Raw genomic sequence first — 18,252 nt, 5'->3', positions numbered from 1 at the left:
CCTTGCGGTCTTTGAGTGCGTATTCTTCCGCCCAAGCCTTTTGAGCGGCGGAAATCTTGCCATCCTTCAGGGCCGTCATCACGAGCTCATCCGAATCCTTTTTATCCAGTCGCGCCTTCAGAGCATGGAACTCCGAAACAGGCACGAAGCCGGAAGGATTTTTCAATGCCATAATGGCCGCTGCTACGTCTTCCGTTTTCGCATCTTCCGCAACGCCGAGCAGCGTCGTAATCGTTTTGTTGGCAACGATTTCTTCTTCGTCGTCTTTCTTTTCTTTTTCCTTCTCTTCCGTCGAATTAGCTTGTAACGCCTGAAGCTTTTGCAGGACTTGCTCTTCGGTAGCTTCTTCGCCCAGACCAAGCAGGACGGCAAGTTGTTTCAAAAAATCCATGTCATTTCCTCCCTCGTATTGGGTAATGTCAAGCGAATTGATAATCGGGAACATTCCATCAATTGCTGGCGTGTTGGTTAGGGCAACCGAGTGTAGCACGACAGCTTTTTGATCCGATTTACGCACCAGCACAACCGGGGATAGGTAGCGGTATTCCTTGTTCTTCAGGTACTCTTCCGCCTTGGGTGTCCATTCCACCTTCCCAGCGATGGCATTATCCTGGATGATGAGTTCCTTAATCCAACCGCCAGCGGGGGCCTGCACATCCTCCAGCGTCTGATGCTCATAGTCGATGACGATATCAAGCGCCCGGCGGTGGAACGTTTCCTTCATAGCCCGAAAGGACTCCTCATCGACCACAAAGTTTCCTTTCTGGGACTTCACATGCCCAAGCGGCAGCAGCTTAATTACGGTCGGCACGCCTTGAACTTCGGTTACCGTACCTGAACATACAATCCATTTTTTCAGCGTGATCACCTCCTCGCCGATTCATGTCGACTGCAACGCCGTTATAACGCGTTATAACGCGGGTATATAAATCATCAGCATGATTCGGTCATCCAAATTCACAAACGCCTTAGAGGGCGTTCCAGGCCTTATTCCTTTGACTTGCGTTTTTCTCTGTTCTCAAAGGCTTTTTTCAAACTCTTTGGGTAGCTGCTAACGTCCGGATCAAAAGCGTGCTTTGCTGGATTGTTCGAGAAGCTTGGATCGGGCATTATGTTCACATGCTGACCATTTAATTGGGCAGATACTGGCGGTTCTGTTTCCACCTTGAGGCCGCGTTCCCGAACTTGACGCTCGGAGAGTGTTCGGACGGTACAGCGGCAGCGGAACCCATTCGGGGGATACCAGGTATTCCATATCGGGTCATCGGCCCGAAATACCCTGCCGTGCATCGCCAGATGCGATGGCCGCGTGCGCTTGTCCTGGACTGCATCATACTGCCAGTACGGACGTAAGCGCAGCGTCTCCGGTGCCGTCATCTGCTTCCAGTGCCCCACCTGATAGGCCGTCTGCACGTTCGTCCGGAAGATATTATCCGCCTGATAGTTTGTCACGCCTTCATATCCACGCTGCTCCAGCCAATCGTTCATCCGTTCACGGAACTTGCCCAGTGTCGTTCCTTCATCAATGGCCTTCAGCAATTCCCCGTGAAACTTGCGAAGGAGCTGAATCTTGCTGTATCCGGAAATCGTGAACGCCTGTGCCCGGTACTCCTCGGCAAGTTGGTAGAATTCACTTTCCTTCATTGGTAGTTTGTCGCCGAAGAAGGCAACCGCCTCCTCAAAGACGAATCCAGGCGTGGTAAGGAGCTCAATCCATTCTCGCATGCTCTTCGACTCTCCCCATTAGGTCAGCGTAAAACATAGCCTTGTGCAGCAGCTCGTCCAGGTCTTCGATATCCATCTGTTGATACAGCTCTCCCGCGAATCTTTCGTCTTCGAGCTTGGCTTTGACTTCTTCCAGGCTATTCGCCGTGTCAAGTATTTTGAGAACAGGAGCAAATATCTTGCCGAATATCCCCTTGGAATTCTGGATAGCTGCGTCGGCCAATTGATCCACGCTTCCCTGTGTAACTCCAGGCCGATTACCCTTGTTAGCTACAGCCACCAAAGTTTTGTCTTTAAAAGGCATTGGCGCCGAATGTGATAACGGGGCAGCTACCTCTTCGCCGTTCTCCGGCTTTGGCACGGAAAACTTCTTGTACAAGTGCGATGTTGGGATTTTCAATCCCATATCAATCAGCTTCCCGTAGATATCCGCCGTTTCTTTCAGGTCTCCGGCTTCTTCACAGTCGAAACGCAGATGGGGGATACGCCGGGATTCCCCATAGTTAAAGTAGACAAGTGGTCGAATTAGATCCCGGCGCAATGTGGCAGCTAGGGCCTTGCAATCCGCGACCGTCAGATCGTGGCGGACTTCGTTATGTGTCTTCGACTGGGCGAAACTTCCGCCCCCAGAATCGCTCGTAAGCGTCTGGCCGAGCACCGCCTTCGATATCTGTTCATCGCAGTACCTGGCGAGCGACTCATACACGTTAATTGATGTGGTCTTCGCAGCCTCTTTGAATTCAATCTCTGTTCCGTCCGGAATAATGCCCGCTGCATCTGTTCCTATCTGAACGAGAGCACGCATGAGAGCAGCCTTGTCATCATCCGAGGCGGATGGGTCATATTTGCCCAGCCGGAGCGGCATTCCGAACACTTCACAAAAACTGACCCAATCCTTTAGATCGTAATTTTTAAACAAATACATCCAGGCGACCACGCGCAGGACGCCTGCCCGTGATGGGTGCCCTGAACGCGCCTTGTAACGATGTATGACGAACTTATTCTCCGGAAGAGGTATTCCGGATGGATTATCGCGGGTGACCACTTTCAGAGTGTCTTGATTGTCCCAGAGGAGACGCTTGGGATGCCGCCACTTGATATCCTCTACGACCGTAAATCCATCGTCGTAGCCCCAAATAATTTCAGATACGGAGATACCCTTACCGATAGCATCAAGCAGATCCATCATGATGTCCTCGAAGTTCTCCAGCCCGTCGATCTGCTCTTTCACAAACTCGGCTATCTGTTTATCCCATTCGTCATCCGAAAACGGGATGACTTCGAAGTCCAGTCCGGTGACCGCGTTCTTGCGTGTCTGGAGCTGTGAAAAATAGATGCGGATCTTTCTCTTCCATCTCCTCAAAGAGCTCCATCTGTCGCAAGCACGTCGCCCGCTCTGCCTCGCGAAAGATTTGCGCCAGTCGCACCGGAGTCAAGCCGTTCGATGGGTACGTGGAGTATTTATCCCATACCGGGGCGACTGCAATCTCGTTCAGCTCCGGGCGGGCGGGGGCTGTACCGTTTTGTTCTTCTGCTTGTTTTTCTTCGACATAGATTCACCACCTAATACCGCCTCGCCGGAATTTCATCGCCCGCTGATTACTGATTTATAGTCCGTCTTGTTTGATGTCTTGATGCCCAGGGCAGTCGGACGGCCATCTCCAATCCATTCCAGGTCCATCGTCATTTTTGCCCATCGGGTATTCCCGCATTTGTTGTAACAGTGTCTTGTGGCGGCGACTGACACTTCAGATACCCATTCTTAACAAATGGCTGAAGCGACTCGATCCGCAGTTCCTTGCGCTGGAGACTTTGGATCTCCTCTATCGGCAGGTATTCGCCAGCCTTGTCTGCGCTCTTCTGTGCCAGTACATCCTTGAAGAAGTGCCTGGAATTGTACCGTCTCGACGCCAAATTTGCGGAATGGCCGCTTATAGTCGCGCCGGAATCGCTTGGACATCTCTATGGCGTCATCGATGATGACATCAGGGACGCGCCGCTCGATGGATGCCTCCACCACGTACATATAGCCCGCTCTTGGTATCCTTGTCTATGGCAATGATGGAAACTGGTATCGCTTTTCTTGTTTTTCCCAAGGGAAGGGTCGTTCGCGGCGACAAACACGAATCGCTTATCCCGGAAATCAATCGTCGGGTCGTCATCCAGAAGTCGAACCATTCATCATTAAATGTGCAGGAATCCGGTCAATCGGATCGTTTTGAATCTCGGAATTGAAACGATGCTTCGCCTTCAGAAATCTTGATTACCATCAAGTCGTAGTAGGAGAGCTTTCTTCCACAAGACTTCTGTGCCTTCGAGCATGTCGGCCTTGTTGTCTTCGTAGAAGGCCCGCGCATCTTCTGCCGATGCACGTTTTCCAGGTCCGGTATAGATTGCTTCCCAAGCGTCCCAGAGCTCTTGATTCGTCGCGAAGCTGATAACCCCCCGATACTTTACAGAATGATATTTCCGGGTTCTTCAACACCTTGAAAGCAGAGAATCGTAATGCAGGATCGTTCCGATATAGACGATGTCAGTGTACGTGTCGCCTGCTTTACTAACCGCCTTGTAGAACCAGCTTTCCAGTTTCTTGCGTTGCTCCGGCGTGTAAACATTTTCGTCATTCTCGATGTCGTCCAGGACAATCAAGTCAGGACGCCAGTTGCGATGACGGCGGCCCCGAATCTTCTTGGCCGCTGCCCAATGGCCTCAACCTTGATATCTGTCGAGGTCACAAGGACGCTGCCTTTCCAGACTCTACCCTTGAGGCTCCCGAAGTCCTCACTGATGGCCGGGTTATCCTCTAGCTCGGTTTTAATATCCGTGAGGAATCCTTCTGCCTGGTCGGAACTATCAGAGAGGATGATCGGGTAATGTTTGTACTCATATACCACCGAGTGCAAAGTGTCCTTAAAGGTGAAGTTTGTCGACTTCGCATGCCCACGTGAGGCGGCTGTAGCACGGCGGCAGCCTTTCGCCCTTGATATCTTCTTCCCATCCGGCAAAGGGTTCAGGCCCTTCATGACTCCCTTGAGTCCATATACTATCCAGCTCTTCGTGAAATTGCGGCGATTCCCTGACGAAGTAGTGGGGCAGATAAGCCCGCCCGAAATACCCCAGGTCAATGGCTCCTAGCTTCTTGCGCAAGCCATCCGGGCCTGTCAGTTCTGCGCCGCTTTGGTACTCCCTTAGCAACGTTTCCCGGTATTCGCGGTGCTGCTCATTACGCATGACGTAGTTTTCAAAGAGCTGCTTCTGATACTCCAGACTGAGTAGTTCTTCTTTGTCTGCCTCATCCTCCAGTTGCCGGAGGTACTCGTCCAGGTTAATCATCGGCCATCATCTTTTCCTTCGCTTTTTGCAGTACCGCCTTCAGTTCTCCGGCAAGTTGAGGATCGGCCTTGATGGCTGCCATGAGTTCTGCCTCCATCCCTTGGAATGCTAGTTCGATCTTCTTCTGCATGTCCTGGCGGACGCGGTCTTTATAGACCTTTGTTCTGGAGAGCGCGACCATAACGCGGGCCGGCCTTATCCAGCGGCATGTAGTCCCATTCTTCCTGTGCTTGCGCCATCTTCTTCGTCAGCTCTCCGGCCATAATTTGTAGGCCGCCTTCGGTGTAATCGACGTCCGGATTTTTCCGGATCATCTCGACTAACGCCTTTGTCTGTTCTTGGCGCCTCCATAAGCCGCTGCGTCGCGTTCCCGACTCGGAGCGCATAGCGACCAATGGAACTCTTGGATACCTCGAATCCCTGGGCCTCCAGATACTCTGATATCTCCCAGTAGGTGTACCGTGTATCAAGAAGCATCGCGTCGACCTGATCCTTGATATGCAAAGGCAGGTCGTCAACTTTAGAGCGCGTGCGGTTTCTTCGTTTGCCGCTCAATTAGATGGCGACTCCCGGATCATCCGGAGTTGAGCCCTCCAGTAAATCGATGCCCTTTACCGTTAGCCGGATTACGGCATCATTGGCATAAGCATTGTACGAATTCACACGCTCATTCGAATATTCGATGTAGCCCTTCTTGAATAAGTAATCCAGATGCTTGGAGATATCCGGGCTGATGATTACGCCATCGTTGACCATGGACATTGACCAATTGCCTGCATAGGAGCGAATTGTTATGTCCTTTTGCGAGCGAGCGCATGATATAGCCCCGAACCGCTTTATTATGTTGCACACCGTGATAGGTTTGTTCATCCATCTACCTCTGTCCTCCCAGCATGCTATCGTGTATTTTGTCGAGCTTCTTGTCGACGTTGTTCATCGTTCTAATGAAATCCTCCCGGGTCGTGTAGATGAACGGGAGATCGGAACGTAAGTCATCCAATTCTTTTTTCAATTCATCCACATCTTGAGCGTTTTTATTGATTTGCGTTTTGAGTTCTGCCATCGTCGTTTTAAAAAGTAACCAATTGCTCCGATGCCTAGCATCGTCGCCGTCTGTATGATCCAATTCCACTCCACTAGCCAGCACGCTCCTTGAGCTCCAGCACCTTGGATTCAATCGTGCTCATGATGTACCCCTCTGCGTCGCCCAGGGTGTCATGTAGGGCCCGCATGTATTCGGGCTTGAGCTGGCGGACAATTTCCGAATACGCTTGAGGGGCAAGTTCCATTAATTCTTCTCTGGGTGACCATCCTTCCTTGACAGACTCCCGTAAATGACTGGCGACGGTCTGTTCAATTTGGTGGACGGTCTTGGTCGCAACATCATCCAATCGTTCAATAGCTGCCTGAACCAGCGCACGTTGCGCATCCGCATCAATTTTCGCCGTCTCTGCCGACAGCTTGGCGCTAGCCCGGCGTATGTAGTAAATCGCAAATGAAGACAGTAGAGTCAGGCCCGCCAGCGCCACATTCAATAACATCTCGTTAATTGCATCTTGCATCATGTAAGAGCCTCCTTTTTAGGCAATAAAAAAACCAGTAGGGCATAAGCCTCTACTGGTAGATTACCAAGTGTTTTCTTGCATGTCTGGAAGGGATTCCCCGATTTTTCGCCCCTCATTTTAGCTCGTCATCATCGAAAAGTTGGAGTTGATTCTCATCCCTCCGTGGAGAAACTGGAAGGATGCCGTCACAAATTTCTCTCACTCTACGTTCACTCAGTTCATACTTCTGTGCGATCTCTCGATGGTTATATCCATCATACTCTTGAATGATCCGCCTGTCACGTACCCGGCGGAAGAAGAAATCCAATGTGGGGATGTACACATGATCCCCTCCGGCCTTGCTGGCCAGCGTAATTAGGTTATCTAATCCTATCCATTCAGCATACTTACGTATGGCATGGGCAGCATATCTGGCGTTAGCTCATCGAGCCATTCCATCCGGCGGATCACCTCCTCATATTATAGCAGGAGCTGAAAAAATCAATTTCTGCTCGTTGCGGCCTCCTTACGATACTGAATGGTCAGCATACGCCAGAAATCATAACTCCCGGTTTTCGTTTTCAGTTCATTCGCGTAATAGGCTGCCGCCTCTTTGGCCCATGAAGGAGCTCGATGTCGCGCTTCTCCTCCAGCTCCTTCAGCCTCTTATCCTGCTTCTCTACGGTCTTGAGCAATTTGTCAAAGGCTTCTCTTTCTTCTTTGTTCATTCCTTGTTCATCCTTTCTGAGAAATGAGTTCACAAGTTCTTTAAACTGATGCCATCCAGTCCACTTGCCATTGTCATACATCAATCTGGGACATATTTTTCCGCTCCAATCGTAATGACGTCGCAGCCGTTCAACTCCCCAGCCCCTTTCAAGGAGCATCTTAGCGACAAGTTCAGCAGCATTCCGTAATGTTTGCTGATAGTTCCCAGATTCGCATATTTCAATTGCGATAGATGTACGATTGCCGCTTGCAGCGTTGCTGCCATCACCAGCATGCCATGCATTCTCAACGAGTGGGATACATTCAATAGCTTCGTGCTCGTCCACCACAATATGGTAGGATGCCGTTCGATCATTGTCTGGATTCGTCAGCCAACCACGTTCGTTCTTGGCGCTGCTCCCAGAATTACCTGTGTTATGAATAGTGATGGTGGTCGCATTCATCGGGTAACCAGGGCGACGATTCTTCATTGTATTTTTCGGGATATGATCTTGACGATAAATCACGTTTAACTCTCCCTTCCTTTGCGAACTATTTTGATAATGGATTGAAAAGAATCTCCATTTTTCCGGACTCTTTATCCAAGTTGATAGACGAGACGGGACGCTCCCCCGGTTGTTTTTGTAATTGGTGGAGAAGGCTCTCCAGGCTGACCGCTGCTGATCTGGCCGTCAGGGCAGCGGTCGAGAAAAGTACAAAACATCGATCCGGATCGGGCGGTACGGCGACAAGGCTCGGCTTCTGGACGGGCTTTCTTGCCATCAGTTTACCGCCCGTTGCACAATCGATTTAATCATGTGGCCGTTCCCGATCTGGATTTCGTTATCGAGTAGTCGGCGAACGCGATAACGCAAGGTTGAAGACAGGCGATGCTTCTCAATTACTTCGGCCTCCACGAGCTTCCGTCCGTCCCGCTGGTACCCGCCGAATCGATTGGGCACAAGTTTTGGAACGCGCACAATGTCGCCAACATTTGCCGATTCTCGCATAATGTTGATTTCTTTGACCCGTATCATAACATCCCGTTTGAGGGCTGCCAGTTGTTTGTTCGTGATTTTTGATACATATAAACTATAGTCACGAAGCCGGACGACGCGAAGGGCATAATCAAATTTTGCGCCATCGGCACATTCTAGGGCCAAGGCTTCCACACAAGCGAGACGATTTGTCCATTCAAACTTTTTAGGCTGCTGCACGGTCATTCCTCCCATTAAAATTTTTAGCAGTACCATTCGCCGCCTTTTCGCAGGTATTTACCGTTATGGCCCAGTTGTGGGGCAAGGATAGCCGTTTTTCCTTTGTAATCCCTGGCCCTGGGCTTCAGCGCATCGAGCCGTTTACGCTCCGCTTCAAGTTGCTGCGGCGTCAGTGTGTAAGTCGTTATTTTCTTATAGTCGTATTCGGTCATTGTACAGGCCTCCTACATCTTAAATCAGTCCATTAAATCGATAGTTCAAGGCCAGTGGGTCTTCGCCCACATCCAACAGCATTTTTCCGAGATACTTTTTCCCTTTCGGGCTCTTGGTTCGCTCGAACAAGCGGCCCGCTGTGGCTACGGATAAAAAACCAATCAATTCGGAAAAATACTCGCTTGTGTACACGATCGGTAATTGCTTTCGATACCGATAATCAACAATGCCATAAAACTCCTTAATCCAAGTGTCTTTTTGGCTTTCTTTGCAAATATCATCGACGAGAAGCAACTCGCAGTTGTAAATTCGCTTTCGGATTTCCTCCACCTTATACGCCTCGTCCGGGCTGTTGTAGTAGGAAAACCATTCCGTGAAGCTTTGTACCCAGTTGAAAAACAGAGGATATATGCCCAGTTCGATGAGCGGCGCGACCGTAGCCGTAACCAGGTGCGTCTTGCCGCTGCCGGATGTGCCCAAAAGCCCGAACCAAGGAACGCCTTTCAAGCTTTGGCCCTTCTTGATCCGAGCGACCAATCCATCCGAATATTCCCGCGCCAACTCGTATGCATCTATGACGCGTTGATCCAGGCCGTCCAAGTTGAAATTGTCAAAGGTCTTTAATTGCGCATCCTCGCTCATATTGGTGGTTTGCATGATCCGCTTCAGCTTCTTGCGTTCCATGCAGGCACATTGATAGGCCACGTTGCGAGCAGGGTCGTGGATGACGCCCTCGTCCCGGCATTTCGGGCACTCATAAGCCGAGTTTTCGGCGGAAGGCAGCTTCGGCGCTGATATCGATATCGCGTTTGCCTTGGCTGCCTGCCTGGCTGCCTGGATGCGTTCGAGCAAGTCCGGCATGACCTCTTTCAGACCTTGCATGAGCGGCACCGCCTTTCTTCAGAAGGTTGCGGAGAATGCCCCGGGTGTAGTTCTCTTTGATATTTGGATATTTCTCGATATGGATGGAGAGCGCTCTGATTACAAGACTAGGCTCATAACGCTCCCAATACTCGTATTCACGCTGCTTGATTCCCTCGGATATTTTCCCTGTTCCTCGTGTCCAGCGTATCGTCTCCCAATAGGCAAAAATGATTTGCCGTTGCGCTGGAGAGTAGCGTTCAAGAGCGTCTGGCATTGGACTCCACTCCTCCCCGTCGCTTCATTGCTTTCAGAGCTTCGATGACCTTGCTGGCCTGGGCAGGTGAGAGGTAGCTCGTATGACTTACGCCCTGCTGCTTCTCCAGGAAACGACGCAAACGGCGAGGGTCAGATTTCCAGCCTAATTCCTCGGCCAGCTTGTTAATTTGCCAGATTTGATTCGGCGTTGCCCGGGATGATGGCTTGGCTTTACCCAGCATCTGATTCAATCGTTCGATTACTTTAATGCCCTGGGCCTTGCTTAACGCCTTAATGCTCTCCGATCCGGTCATAGTCAAGACCAGGTCATGCAGCTCGTCGTTATTCATTCGGGCCTGCCTGGCAAGCCCGAATATGTTCTTGATTTGTGGATAGGTGATTTTGTCCATAAGGGCCCTCCTCACTCAGAAAAAGCTTCTAAGCCGACACTAATGCTGTCCTCGACGTACACCGAATTGCGTATCGTATCGATTTCTTCCGGAGTGAGATGGCCGAAGAAGCGTTCAACCAATTCGCCATGCTTCGCCAGGCGAATGGCGTCGAGCTCCTCTTCAAGCTCACCAGTTATGCCTACACTTCCGAGTAGCTGCTTGTCCTTCAGATAGTCGCCCTTTAGCTTCTTTTTTACTGCCTTTACTTTGTTGCTATCGAGCCCAAGGCCGCTCAGCACGTCATCAATAGAAGTGTCAAAGCAGTATTCGCCTTTGTAAAGGGCAATGAGCGCTTCCTTGAAACGTGCTTCTGTCTCGAATTTAACCTCATACTTCCGGCTGACTTTGGCTGCCACCACATCACCAAGCACTTCAACCAAGCGTTCATAATTATCAATTTCAAACTTTTCCTTGTATGTCAGGTTGAATCGGCCCTTGCTTCCAGGGATCTGATAGTGAGATAGGTTCTTATTGTCCATGACAAATATTCCAGCAGATGTAAGGGTGGCCTTCAGTTCATCCAGCCGCTTCTTGCTTCGCTTCATATCCTGTTCCAATCGGAGTGCTTCATCAACAAGGGGAACCAGTTCCGAATTCATCGCCCGTCCCCCCCTTCAAATGCATTGGCCGCTCTCCGTTCCGTAACATTGGCCTCCAGATTCTGAATGCACTGGGAGCACACAAACCGACCGGAATACACAACTAGCTCTTTATCGCTCCGGCAGAATAGGCAACTTCCTTGCGTCCGCTGTAACAGGATTGTGCCGTCTTCGCTATCGACGATAATATTGAACTTTTCGCCGCCTGATAGGCCATACTCCCGGCGTATTACGGCCGGGAGTGTTACGGAACCACTCTTGCTTAATTTTTTGTTATACGACTGCATACAACGCATCCTCCTCAATCATGTCTTCTACTGGCGTACCATCCTCACAGGGGATTGCAATCCGGTGCAGGTCATACAATGTGACAACCTGCTCAAGCGTTAGCTCACCGATTAAAAGTGCTAGTCTTGACGGCTTCTTCATGCCTCTGCTCCTCCATAAATGTATTCACAAGCCTGCCAGCAGCCACATGAAATGCATAATGCAGTTCACGATAAAGCCAGCACGCTTCCAGAACGGTCAATTCCTCACCTAGCCGCTGCCGCATATCCATCAACGCCTTTTCATATGGATCTCTGCTACGGATGCCCTCATCGTCAACGATGTAATCAGGTGAATCCCTCAAGGCAATACGGACTTCGTCCTCTGTCAACCCCGACACGATAGCGGCTGGACGTACCGGGACGGGAAGCATCACATGCTGTAAGAAACGGAACAAGCGTGCCACTGAATGATTCGAGTATTCATATCTCCACATCGTCATCCCCCCTACAGCATCATCATGTTGCTGGCCTTAGCGATAATGTCGACGGTAATTAGGGGAGCCCCTTCAGCGGAGCCGTGCATGTTTAATATGCGCAAGATGTTGTTCAGCGTCCGGTCGAGTAAGCGGAAGCATCCGTTTTTGTTGTTAGTTGCACGGACAATCATCTCCTGAATGGCATTTTCTTCGAAGTTGAAGTTTTGTAGGTAGCTGCGAACCTCGTTAGCGGATAGTCCCTTCAGTGACACATAGAAATCTACCCGGTTCGCAAAACGGCTGATATAGCCCTTGATTTGCGCTTCAAGCTTCGGTTCCCCGGCGATAATCATTCCCACATCTGACTGGTCGAAGATGGCACGCAGGATCTCCATTTTTTTCTGTGAATACTTGCTAACAAGCTTGTCCGCTTCGTCGATAATGAGCAAGTAGCCCGGATTGCAGTTGAAAAATTCACGGATACCGTTCACCCGTTCCCATATCGTGCCATAGCCAACGGGTAGGCCGAGAGCTCTTTCGATGGCCTTAACCAGATCGCGTTGCGCCATCGTATCGTCGCATTCGATATAAGCAACTTTAGGAGACCGCGCATAATACTTGAGCGTATGAGTCTTGCCGTATCCCGACTTCCCAACCACAATTCCAAGTCCAGTAAATGACTGGCAGGATTGACAGGCCCCGATGATTGCCGTTGCGTCACGGCTCTCAACGAATGCAGGCTTAGCAAGTCGCATCGTGCCTGTTTGCTCGATGGCTGCCGCCACTTCTTCGCCTTGTGCGGAGATAAAGTTCGTTATTGCCTGCTCGATGTCAGTAGGATCGGAAGAATATTTACCGCTCAGATATTGTGAGAGGGCCGAGCGAGAATAATTGATTTCTCGCGCCAGCTCCGTAATTGTCATGCCGTTTTTGTCCATCATATTTTTAACCTGTGCTGCAAGGGCTGTTGGTGTGCCACCTTGAACCGGATAAAATGCCACTGCTTCCATGTTCGTTCCCTCCAATTATCCAAGTTTACGGAGCGCCGCGAGGGCTTTCTCCGCTTGCCGTTGGTAAAAGTCATCTGCATCGTCTTTTCCTGCTTTGGCTGTTTTTCTGGATCGCAGCTCTTCCCGGAATTGCTGATCGTCCGGCAATGCGACCAGCTTCGTGTTCTGCTTCGGTGCAGCCTCATTTTTGAAAATGAACCCGGCCACGTCGTTTCCATATCCTTGATACTGAGGATCGCGATCTTCTAATGGCGTCGTATAATACGCCAGGTCATCCATCGTCTGGCGGAGCTGGCGCTTCTGCATTTTGAGGTGATCTTCCAGCGCCTTTTGCGGCATCTTCGGGGCGATGAGTAGCAGTTCTTGACTGTACGCCTCGCATATTTTTTGCCCGCCAACTGTATACACATAGAGCTTTGTCACATCATTCGGGTCCCATTTGATGTCAACTTTGTCCCCGATATAATGGCAGAGTTCATCGGCGCGGTACTCATATCCAAACTTTTTGATCCCGATGTTCCGGACAAGGACGCGCTCCGCCTTCATCATCAATATCGTTGCGTAGGACTTTGGCGGCGGCGCTTTGACATAGCGGTCGGCGTTCCGGAACACTTCCAGAGGCGTATGCCACTTATCGCCTTGTCCCTTGAGTCCACTATGGAATGAACGATGGTACTCGTCTCGCCACTCGCACCATAGCGCATAAAATTCATCCAGTGTCAGCAATTCGTCACGTTGGAGCATCTTCTTGATGTCCTTGTCCACTTTCGCCGCTGTCTTCGAACCTGTTAGCGTACCCGTGTAGCTTCCCAACCATTTTTCAAATTTGCTAATTAGCGTGCCGAAGAACCGCTCGACTTGTGCCTTCGACCAGGGTTGGTATGGGAGGCTGCGCATGTCATCCTTGATGCCGATGCTGCGATAAAAGCCTTTGGTCTCGCTGTCGAAGCTGACGCGTTCATTTCTCTTACGCCCGGTCATCGTCTCGGCGGTGTAGTCTTTCCCGTTGTCAATAAGCAGCCATTCTGGCACGCCGCCAATATCGGCGTATATCATGTTGAGCAGCGACTGCTTCAGCACTTGCGAATTTGCCTTGACACAAATTACATCGCCAACGATGCAGCGGCTTCGTGTATCTAGCCATGCGACGAGCTGCGGGCGGATGGCCTTGGTCTTGCCATTCGGGTATGTATATTTCACCCAAACATCGAATGTATGCTCGTCGCCTTGTACAAGCCCCATAACTGGCAACGCTTTTGTATTCCGAGACGCTTTGACCATTCGCTGATTCTTAAATTCACGCATGCCTTTTTCGGCAAGTAGACGCGCATTTTTGCCACGCTTTACATTCATCAGATATCCGATATAGCGGGCCACCGTTGGATATGATGGGATGTCCCAGCTATGCATTGATCCAATCTTCATAAGTTTGCTGTAGAGCATTTCAATCGTTCCGTTATTGCTCGCAAACGCGGGTTCAAACCATAAATTTTCGATGAAAGCTCTGACCTCCGGCGTTAGCGACGGAAACGTGTTTTTCTGCTTAGGCTTACGGCAGAGTGCCAGCACCTTGAAAAAGTCATAATTTCTCCCGTCCTGTTTGCTCATCTTCAGCGCCCAGGCACTTGCTTCCAAATAGCTTTGTGCATACCGATAGAGCGTGCGCTGACTCATTCCGTTTGCTTCCGCAATACTGAATGCAAATTCAGTCCGGTCACGGTCTCCATAGTTGAGAAACTCGCGGATGACCTTTGCCAACTCGACCGCTTCGTAATATGACTTACTGTGCTTCTCGATGTATTCAGCAGGGTCAACACCGATGTACCACGGTATTTCCTTTTCATTGACATGTTCCTTGATAATGACATCCGCGCCCTCAATACCAGTAACATGCTTGTATGCCTGTCTGGCCTTCTTACTCAGCGTGGACATCGCTATAAGGACACGTTCCTTTCCGCCACTTGCAGCAGCTTCTTTCTTTGCCTTGAAAGCCTTCGGGTTCCTTTGCACCTTCTTCTTGACCGTCTCGTAACTCATGCCCTCAAGCCCGGCGGCCTCTTCCAGGGTAATGTATATTTCCGACAAGCTTGTTCCTCCTTCCCAAGTGAATCCGATCATGCTACAATGGAGGAGACAACTTTTTTGATGGGTTGCTAGGGGAGCGTCGACCTTGGAGGGGGGACGCTCTCTTCATTTATTGAACCCATCTCTTTTAGCCTCCTGATGACCATGTTCCTCCACTTGTCCTTCTCTGTGATGTTCTAAGCCGTTCTGCTAAGCTCATGCGATTCAATGCCAAGGACTTGAGCTAACTTAGGGATGAAGCTTTTTCCAGAGCGTTCCCCAATCATAATCAGGTAGATATAGTTACTGCTCGTTCCTACCAGGGCCGCAAGTTCATATTGCGTCATATTCATTTCTGCGAGGCGCTTTTTGATGATTACACCGATAGGTGATAGTTTGCGTTTTTTCATATATGCTCACCTGCTTTAATTCGTTCTTTGATGATTTCCCGTCTTTCAGCCTCTCGCCCTATCGCCCGTTGTAACTGGCGGTTTGCAGCGATTTTGGCGCTATACTCCAGCACCAGCCGTCGCAGTTCCTCAACGAGTTCACGCTCATGGACTGCCAACATATCGCCATATGCATCAAGGGCGCTCCCTTGTGCAGTAGCTATTACTACCTCATTTCCAGCCGACGAAACATCTACACTTCCCACTAATTCACGTATAATCGTGTCAGTGGATTCGATTTGTTCCTTTAGTGTTTTACTCAAACTGGAACTCACATTTCATTCCTCCTTTCCAATTGAAATGATTAATCTGTGAATCCCTTGCTTATTTAGTTGTCAAGGAGCATGCAGCGGTCACTGTGCAAGGCGGCCGCTATTTTGCGTTTAATGGGTATATTGCATGATGTTGTTGGACACTATATTGAAATTATCTTGCAATCACCATCCTTCCGTTGAGGAATTATAATTCTCCGATTTCTTGCTATTTAATTGTCAAGGAGCAGGTAATTCATCTGTTTTCGACTCTCGATGTGTGATAAGCTTTTGATGATATGATTCACTATCTATCTATCATATTACAGACTATAGTCAGTAATGTCAACCTCTTTTACAGACTTAATTCATAAAAACCAAGACTATATTCCGTTGAATACAGACTTATTTCCAAACAGGAGGTTATTGCTATGAAAACAATCGGTGAGAGATTGCGCTTTTTACGGGAACAAGCCGGGCTTTCAATGAACGAACTAGAAGATTCGATTGGTGCGTCTAGGGGGAGCGTAAACAAATGGGAGAAGGGGAGCATACCAGGAGGGAAATATCTAATCACCTTATCCGATTATTTCAACGTCTCTACTGACTGGATTCTGAAGGGTGAGAAAGAAATCTTCGCACAGAATGAAGTCAGTAAAAGACTGAATTCAGAACTACCCGAGCTTTCATATTCAGATATCGAGTTGCTCGCGAAGTTTCACCAATTGACTGAAAAAGAACAAGGTAGAATAGAAGAACGCATCGAGATATATCTGTCAGAACGTAAGACTAAAACTGACAGTTCCAGTAAACAATCTCGCTCAACGAATGGAGACGGAAGAGAAGAAGCAGCCAGTAGAACTGCTTAATTTTTTGAATAAAATGATAGGATTTCACATCATTTTTTTGTCCCATTGCAGTACGCATTTTTTTGTTTATAAAAATGGAGCGTAACCCGCGCCATAAGTGCAATGGGACACCCTTTAACTGCTTTGTTCGAAATGTCCCTTTTATTCAACGACGTCTTTTGTATTTTTAACGGTCTTTTGCGAACATCTTTAACTCGTGTGTAACGGAGCCGTTAATCCGCCGAAGCCTTGATGTGCCGGGTTTTTTTCGTTTTTTTTTAGTCTCCTATAACGCACGGTGACGTCGAAAATGACGCGCGTTATCACGAGAAGCTTCTTTCTGAGGCACTCCATCAATGATAACTTCCAAATGAAGCACAAAAAAAACGCCGATAGCCTTGATATATCAAGGCTTTCGCGCATTTTTTTGAATTTCTTCTTGGTGATTTTTTCTTTCATCATTTGTGTCTCAACTTTTATTATCCGAATCCCGGGTAATCCCCTGCATTATCAGTATTTCCCTCGTTTTCCCGGTACTTTTTTGTCCCTTTGTCTTTGTCATTTATTCTGAGAGAGTACAGTAATATCGCCCTGCTCCTCAAACGCACGGATTTTATCCGCAAATTCCGTAATTTTGGCTTGAACGGCAGGCAGGTTCTTCTGAATTACCGGAATTTTCTCGGTGCCGATGGCGATCACCTTCGAGGCGTCCTTCAACAACGTCTCGATGTCCGGAATAGTTTTGATGGCATCCTGGAGCACCTGCTGCACCTTGGCGACGTCCCCGGCCGCCTTGTCCACGCCTTGCAGCATGGCAGGCTTAATCTCGCTGTCGTACCGGTTCAGCAGATCCCCCGCAATGGCTCCCGCATCCTCGGACAGCCGATGGAGATGATCCAGCAGATCGGCCCCGACCTCTTCGCCCCGATCGACGGCCGCCTTGATCTCATTGACGGTCGCGGCCTGCTGGGCAAGATTGTCCGAGAGCTGCCGCAGTCTGTCGGCTACGCCGTGGAGCTGCCCGCCGGTGACGGCTTGGCTGAGCCGATTGAACCAATCGGCCGTGCTGTCCGCAATCTTCACGGCGGCGCCCAGCTTCTCCGACAGCCGGCCAAGCCCTTTGCTGGCCAGCGACGGATCGGCGGTGACGTCCTGAAGAATCGCCGTAACCTGGTTCACCGATTCGGCCGCCTGCTGCAGGGTGCTCAAGTCTTGCTTAATGAACGGGGAGATGGTCTCGATGCCTTCCCGGCTGTATTGGAGCAAGTCGGCGAGCCTGGACGAGAATTGCTGCGCGTCCTTCGCCAGTTGGGCGACGGTGGGCAGATTCTTCAACGCCTCGTTCACGATCCGGTCCGCCGTAGTCACGTCCTTCATCGCGGTGTTCACCGCATCCGAGAAGCGGGGGAATGATTTTTCCAGCTTGAAGACGAGGTTCTTCACCTTCTCAATGGTCGGCAACTCATTGGACAGCTTAACCCCGAGCTCATTGAAGATTTTGAAAATCGTCCGGTTGGCCGTTCTGACGAAGTTGTCGCTGACCTCCTCGATGATGCCGGTGGCGCCCTTAGACGTAATTTTTGGAGCGACGGCATTTATTTTTTCATTCACAAAGTAGAGAATCTCGGCCTTGATCGGCTCGTTCGACAACACGGATCCGATATGGGCGGAGAAGTCCTCCGGAATGAGGATGCTGGCGTAGTAATCGCCGTGGCTTACGCCTCTCATCGCTTGATCCTTGTCGACGAAGGTCCAGCCGATAAGGGTATTGGTTTTCAGATTCTCAACGACCTCGCTGCCGATATTGACGGGCTGGTCCATAATCGTTGCCCCTTGATCGAGGTTGACGACCGCGATTTGGATGCCGCGCGTATTACTGATGCTTCAATATTGAACCACGCATACAGGGACGGAAGAATGCTCAAGCCGAGAATGATGACGGTGGCGGCCCAATTGGATCCGATTCGCTTCAGGT

The 18,252-nt window shown here is 49.9% G+C and carries 26 protein-coding genes and 1 pseudogene; 1 reads left to right on the top strand and 26 read right to left on the bottom strand.

Annotated features, from left to right (window positions below):
- The 25 genes and pseudogenes from OCY70_RS34620 to OCY70_RS34500 form a co-directional block, all read right to left on the bottom strand.
- On the bottom strand, nt 1-868 hold an 868-nt coding region (locus OCY70_RS34620; RefSeq protein WP_261948944.1), incomplete at its 3' end, for a phage protease.
- Nucleotides 869-987: 119 nt separating this feature from the next.
- Nucleotides 988-1,725: a phage head morphogenesis protein gene (locus tag OCY70_RS34615; RefSeq protein ID WP_261945409.1), complete on the bottom strand. Its 738-nt coding sequence runs from the start codon at nt 1,723-1,725 to the stop codon at nt 988-990.
- Nucleotides 1,709-3,088 (bottom strand): DUF935 domain-containing protein, encoded by a 1,380-nt coding sequence (locus OCY70_RS34610; RefSeq protein ID WP_261948955.1) that lies wholly within the window; start codon nt 3,086-3,088, stop codon nt 1,709-1,711. The genes OCY70_RS34615 and OCY70_RS34610 overlap by 17 nt, the downstream gene beginning before the upstream one ends.
- Nucleotides 3,089-3,487: 399 nt before the next feature.
- On the bottom strand, nt 3,488-3,751 hold the full coding sequence (locus tag OCY70_RS34600) for a hypothetical protein (RefSeq protein ID WP_261948954.1): 264 nt from the start codon (nt 3,749-3,751) through the stop codon (nt 3,488-3,490).
- 452 nt (nt 3,752-4,203) lie between these two features.
- Entirely contained in the window at nt 4,204-4,374 is a 171-nt protein-coding gene (locus tag OCY70_RS34595) for a hypothetical protein (protein ID WP_261948953.1), read from the bottom strand.
- Nucleotides 4,371-4,619, bottom strand: coding sequence for a hypothetical protein (locus OCY70_RS34590; protein ID WP_261948952.1), 249 nt, complete (start codon nt 4,617-4,619; stop codon nt 4,371-4,373). Before OCY70_RS34590 ends, OCY70_RS34595 begins: the two co-directional genes overlap by 4 nt.
- A 16-nt stretch (nt 4,620-4,635) precedes the next feature.
- Nucleotides 4,636-5,058 (bottom strand): hypothetical protein, encoded by a 423-nt coding sequence (locus OCY70_RS34585; protein WP_261948951.1) that lies wholly within the window; start codon nt 5,056-5,058, stop codon nt 4,636-4,638.
- A pseudogene (locus tag OCY70_RS36490) lies at nt 5,051-5,613 on the bottom strand (DUF3486 family protein). The gene OCY70_RS34585 and the pseudogene OCY70_RS36490 overlap by 8 nt, the downstream one beginning before the upstream one ends.
- Nucleotides 5,614-5,820, bottom strand: a complete 207-nt coding sequence (locus OCY70_RS36650; RefSeq protein WP_261948950.1) for a hypothetical protein — start codon at nt 5,818-5,820, stop codon at nt 5,614-5,616.
- Nucleotides 5,821-5,932: 112 nt separating this feature from the next.
- Nucleotides 5,933-6,205 carry a hypothetical protein gene (locus tag OCY70_RS34570; protein WP_261948949.1) on the bottom strand — a complete coding sequence of 91 codons (273 nt, stop codon included), beginning with the start codon at nt 6,203-6,205 and terminating at the stop codon, nt 5,933-5,935.
- Nucleotides 6,195-6,623: a guanylate kinase gene (locus OCY70_RS34565; protein ID WP_306433995.1), complete on the bottom strand. Its 429-nt coding sequence runs from the start codon at nt 6,621-6,623 to the stop codon at nt 6,195-6,197. Before OCY70_RS34565 ends, OCY70_RS34570 begins: the two co-directional genes overlap by 11 nt.
- Before the next feature lie 112 nt (nt 6,624-6,735).
- Nucleotides 6,736-6,972: a Mor transcription activator family protein gene (locus tag OCY70_RS34560; RefSeq protein WP_261948957.1), complete on the bottom strand. Its 237-nt coding sequence runs from the start codon at nt 6,970-6,972 to the stop codon at nt 6,736-6,738.
- A 211-nt stretch (nt 6,973-7,183) separates the two neighbouring features.
- Entirely contained in the window at nt 7,184-7,837 is a 654-nt protein-coding gene (locus tag OCY70_RS34555; RefSeq protein WP_261948948.1) for a peptidoglycan recognition protein family protein, read from the bottom strand.
- 25 nt (nt 7,838-7,862) lie between these two features.
- Entirely contained in the window at nt 7,863-8,093 is a 231-nt protein-coding gene (locus OCY70_RS34550) for a hypothetical protein (RefSeq protein WP_213431371.1), read from the bottom strand.
- The gene (locus tag OCY70_RS34545) at nt 8,093-8,527 is read right to left on the bottom strand and encodes a hypothetical protein (protein ID WP_261945068.1); all 435 of its coding nucleotides are present in this window, start codon (nt 8,525-8,527) and stop codon (nt 8,093-8,095) included. Before OCY70_RS34545 ends, OCY70_RS34550 begins: the two co-directional genes overlap by 1 nt.
- Before the next feature lie 23 nt (nt 8,528-8,550).
- Entirely contained in the window at nt 8,551-8,739 is a 189-nt protein-coding gene (locus OCY70_RS34540) for a hypothetical protein (RefSeq protein WP_213431369.1), read from the bottom strand.
- Between the two features lie 19 nt (nt 8,740-8,758).
- On the bottom strand, nt 8,759-9,622 hold the full coding sequence (locus OCY70_RS34535; protein WP_213431368.1) for an ATP-binding protein: 864 nt from the start codon (nt 9,620-9,622) through the stop codon (nt 8,759-8,761).
- Nucleotides 9,623-9,861: 239 nt separating this feature from the next.
- Complete coding sequence (locus OCY70_RS34530; protein WP_213431367.1) at nt 9,862-10,269, bottom strand: regulatory protein GemA; 408 nt, start codon at nt 10,267-10,269, stop codon at nt 9,862-9,864.
- Between the two features lie 11 nt (nt 10,270-10,280).
- Nucleotides 10,281-10,910, bottom strand: coding sequence for an ABC transporter permease (locus tag OCY70_RS34525; RefSeq protein ID WP_261945070.1), 630 nt, complete (start codon nt 10,908-10,910; stop codon nt 10,281-10,283).
- Nucleotides 10,907-11,197, bottom strand: coding sequence for an AbrB/MazE/SpoVT family DNA-binding domain-containing protein (locus OCY70_RS36480; protein ID WP_390905308.1), 291 nt, complete (start codon nt 11,195-11,197; stop codon nt 10,907-10,909). Before OCY70_RS36480 ends, OCY70_RS34525 begins: the two co-directional genes overlap by 4 nt.
- A gap of 104 nt (nt 11,198-11,301) precedes the next feature.
- Entirely contained in the window at nt 11,302-11,673 is a 372-nt protein-coding gene (locus tag OCY70_RS34520) for a hypothetical protein (RefSeq protein ID WP_261945207.1), read from the bottom strand.
- Between the two features lie 11 nt (nt 11,674-11,684).
- Entirely contained in the window at nt 11,685-12,665 is a 981-nt protein-coding gene (locus OCY70_RS34515) for an AAA family ATPase (RefSeq protein ID WP_261945208.1), read from the bottom strand.
- A gap of 15 nt (nt 12,666-12,680) precedes the next feature.
- Nucleotides 12,681-14,750, bottom strand: a complete 2,070-nt coding sequence (locus OCY70_RS34510; protein ID WP_261945367.1) for a Mu transposase C-terminal domain-containing protein — start codon at nt 14,748-14,750, stop codon at nt 12,681-12,683.
- A 176-nt stretch (nt 14,751-14,926) separates the two neighbouring features.
- Nucleotides 14,927-15,139 carry a helix-turn-helix domain-containing protein gene (locus OCY70_RS34505; protein ID WP_213430014.1) on the bottom strand — a complete coding sequence of 71 codons (213 nt, stop codon included), beginning with the start codon at nt 15,137-15,139 and terminating at the stop codon, nt 14,927-14,929.
- Nucleotides 15,136-15,453, bottom strand: coding sequence for a hypothetical protein (locus OCY70_RS34500; RefSeq protein ID WP_213430013.1), 318 nt, complete (start codon nt 15,451-15,453; stop codon nt 15,136-15,138). Before OCY70_RS34500 ends, OCY70_RS34505 begins: the two co-directional genes overlap by 4 nt.
- 407 nt (nt 15,454-15,860) lie before the next feature.
- Here OCY70_RS34500 and OCY70_RS34495 point away from each other — a divergent pair, with 407 nt between their 5' ends.
- Nucleotides 15,861-16,298: a helix-turn-helix domain-containing protein gene (locus OCY70_RS34495; RefSeq protein ID WP_213430012.1), complete on the top strand. Its 438-nt coding sequence runs from the start codon at nt 15,861-15,863 to the stop codon at nt 16,296-16,298.
- A 537-nt stretch (nt 16,299-16,835) separates the two neighbouring features.
- Here the strand turns inward: OCY70_RS34495 and OCY70_RS34490 are convergent.
- The gene (locus OCY70_RS34490; protein WP_261945366.1) at nt 16,836-18,098 is read right to left on the bottom strand and encodes a YhgE/Pip domain-containing protein; all 1,263 of its coding nucleotides are present in this window, start codon (nt 18,096-18,098) and stop codon (nt 16,836-16,838) included.
- Nucleotides 18,099-18,252: the final 154 nt, after the last annotated feature.

The sequence above is a fragment of the Paenibacillus melissococcoides genome (genome assembly GCA_944800085.1).
GTDB lineage: Bacteria > Bacillota > Bacilli > Paenibacillales > Paenibacillaceae > Paenibacillus_B > Paenibacillus_B melissococcoides.
The sequence above is the reverse complement of the archived record's forward strand: the minus strand, read 5'-3'. Positions and strand labels throughout refer to the sequence as shown.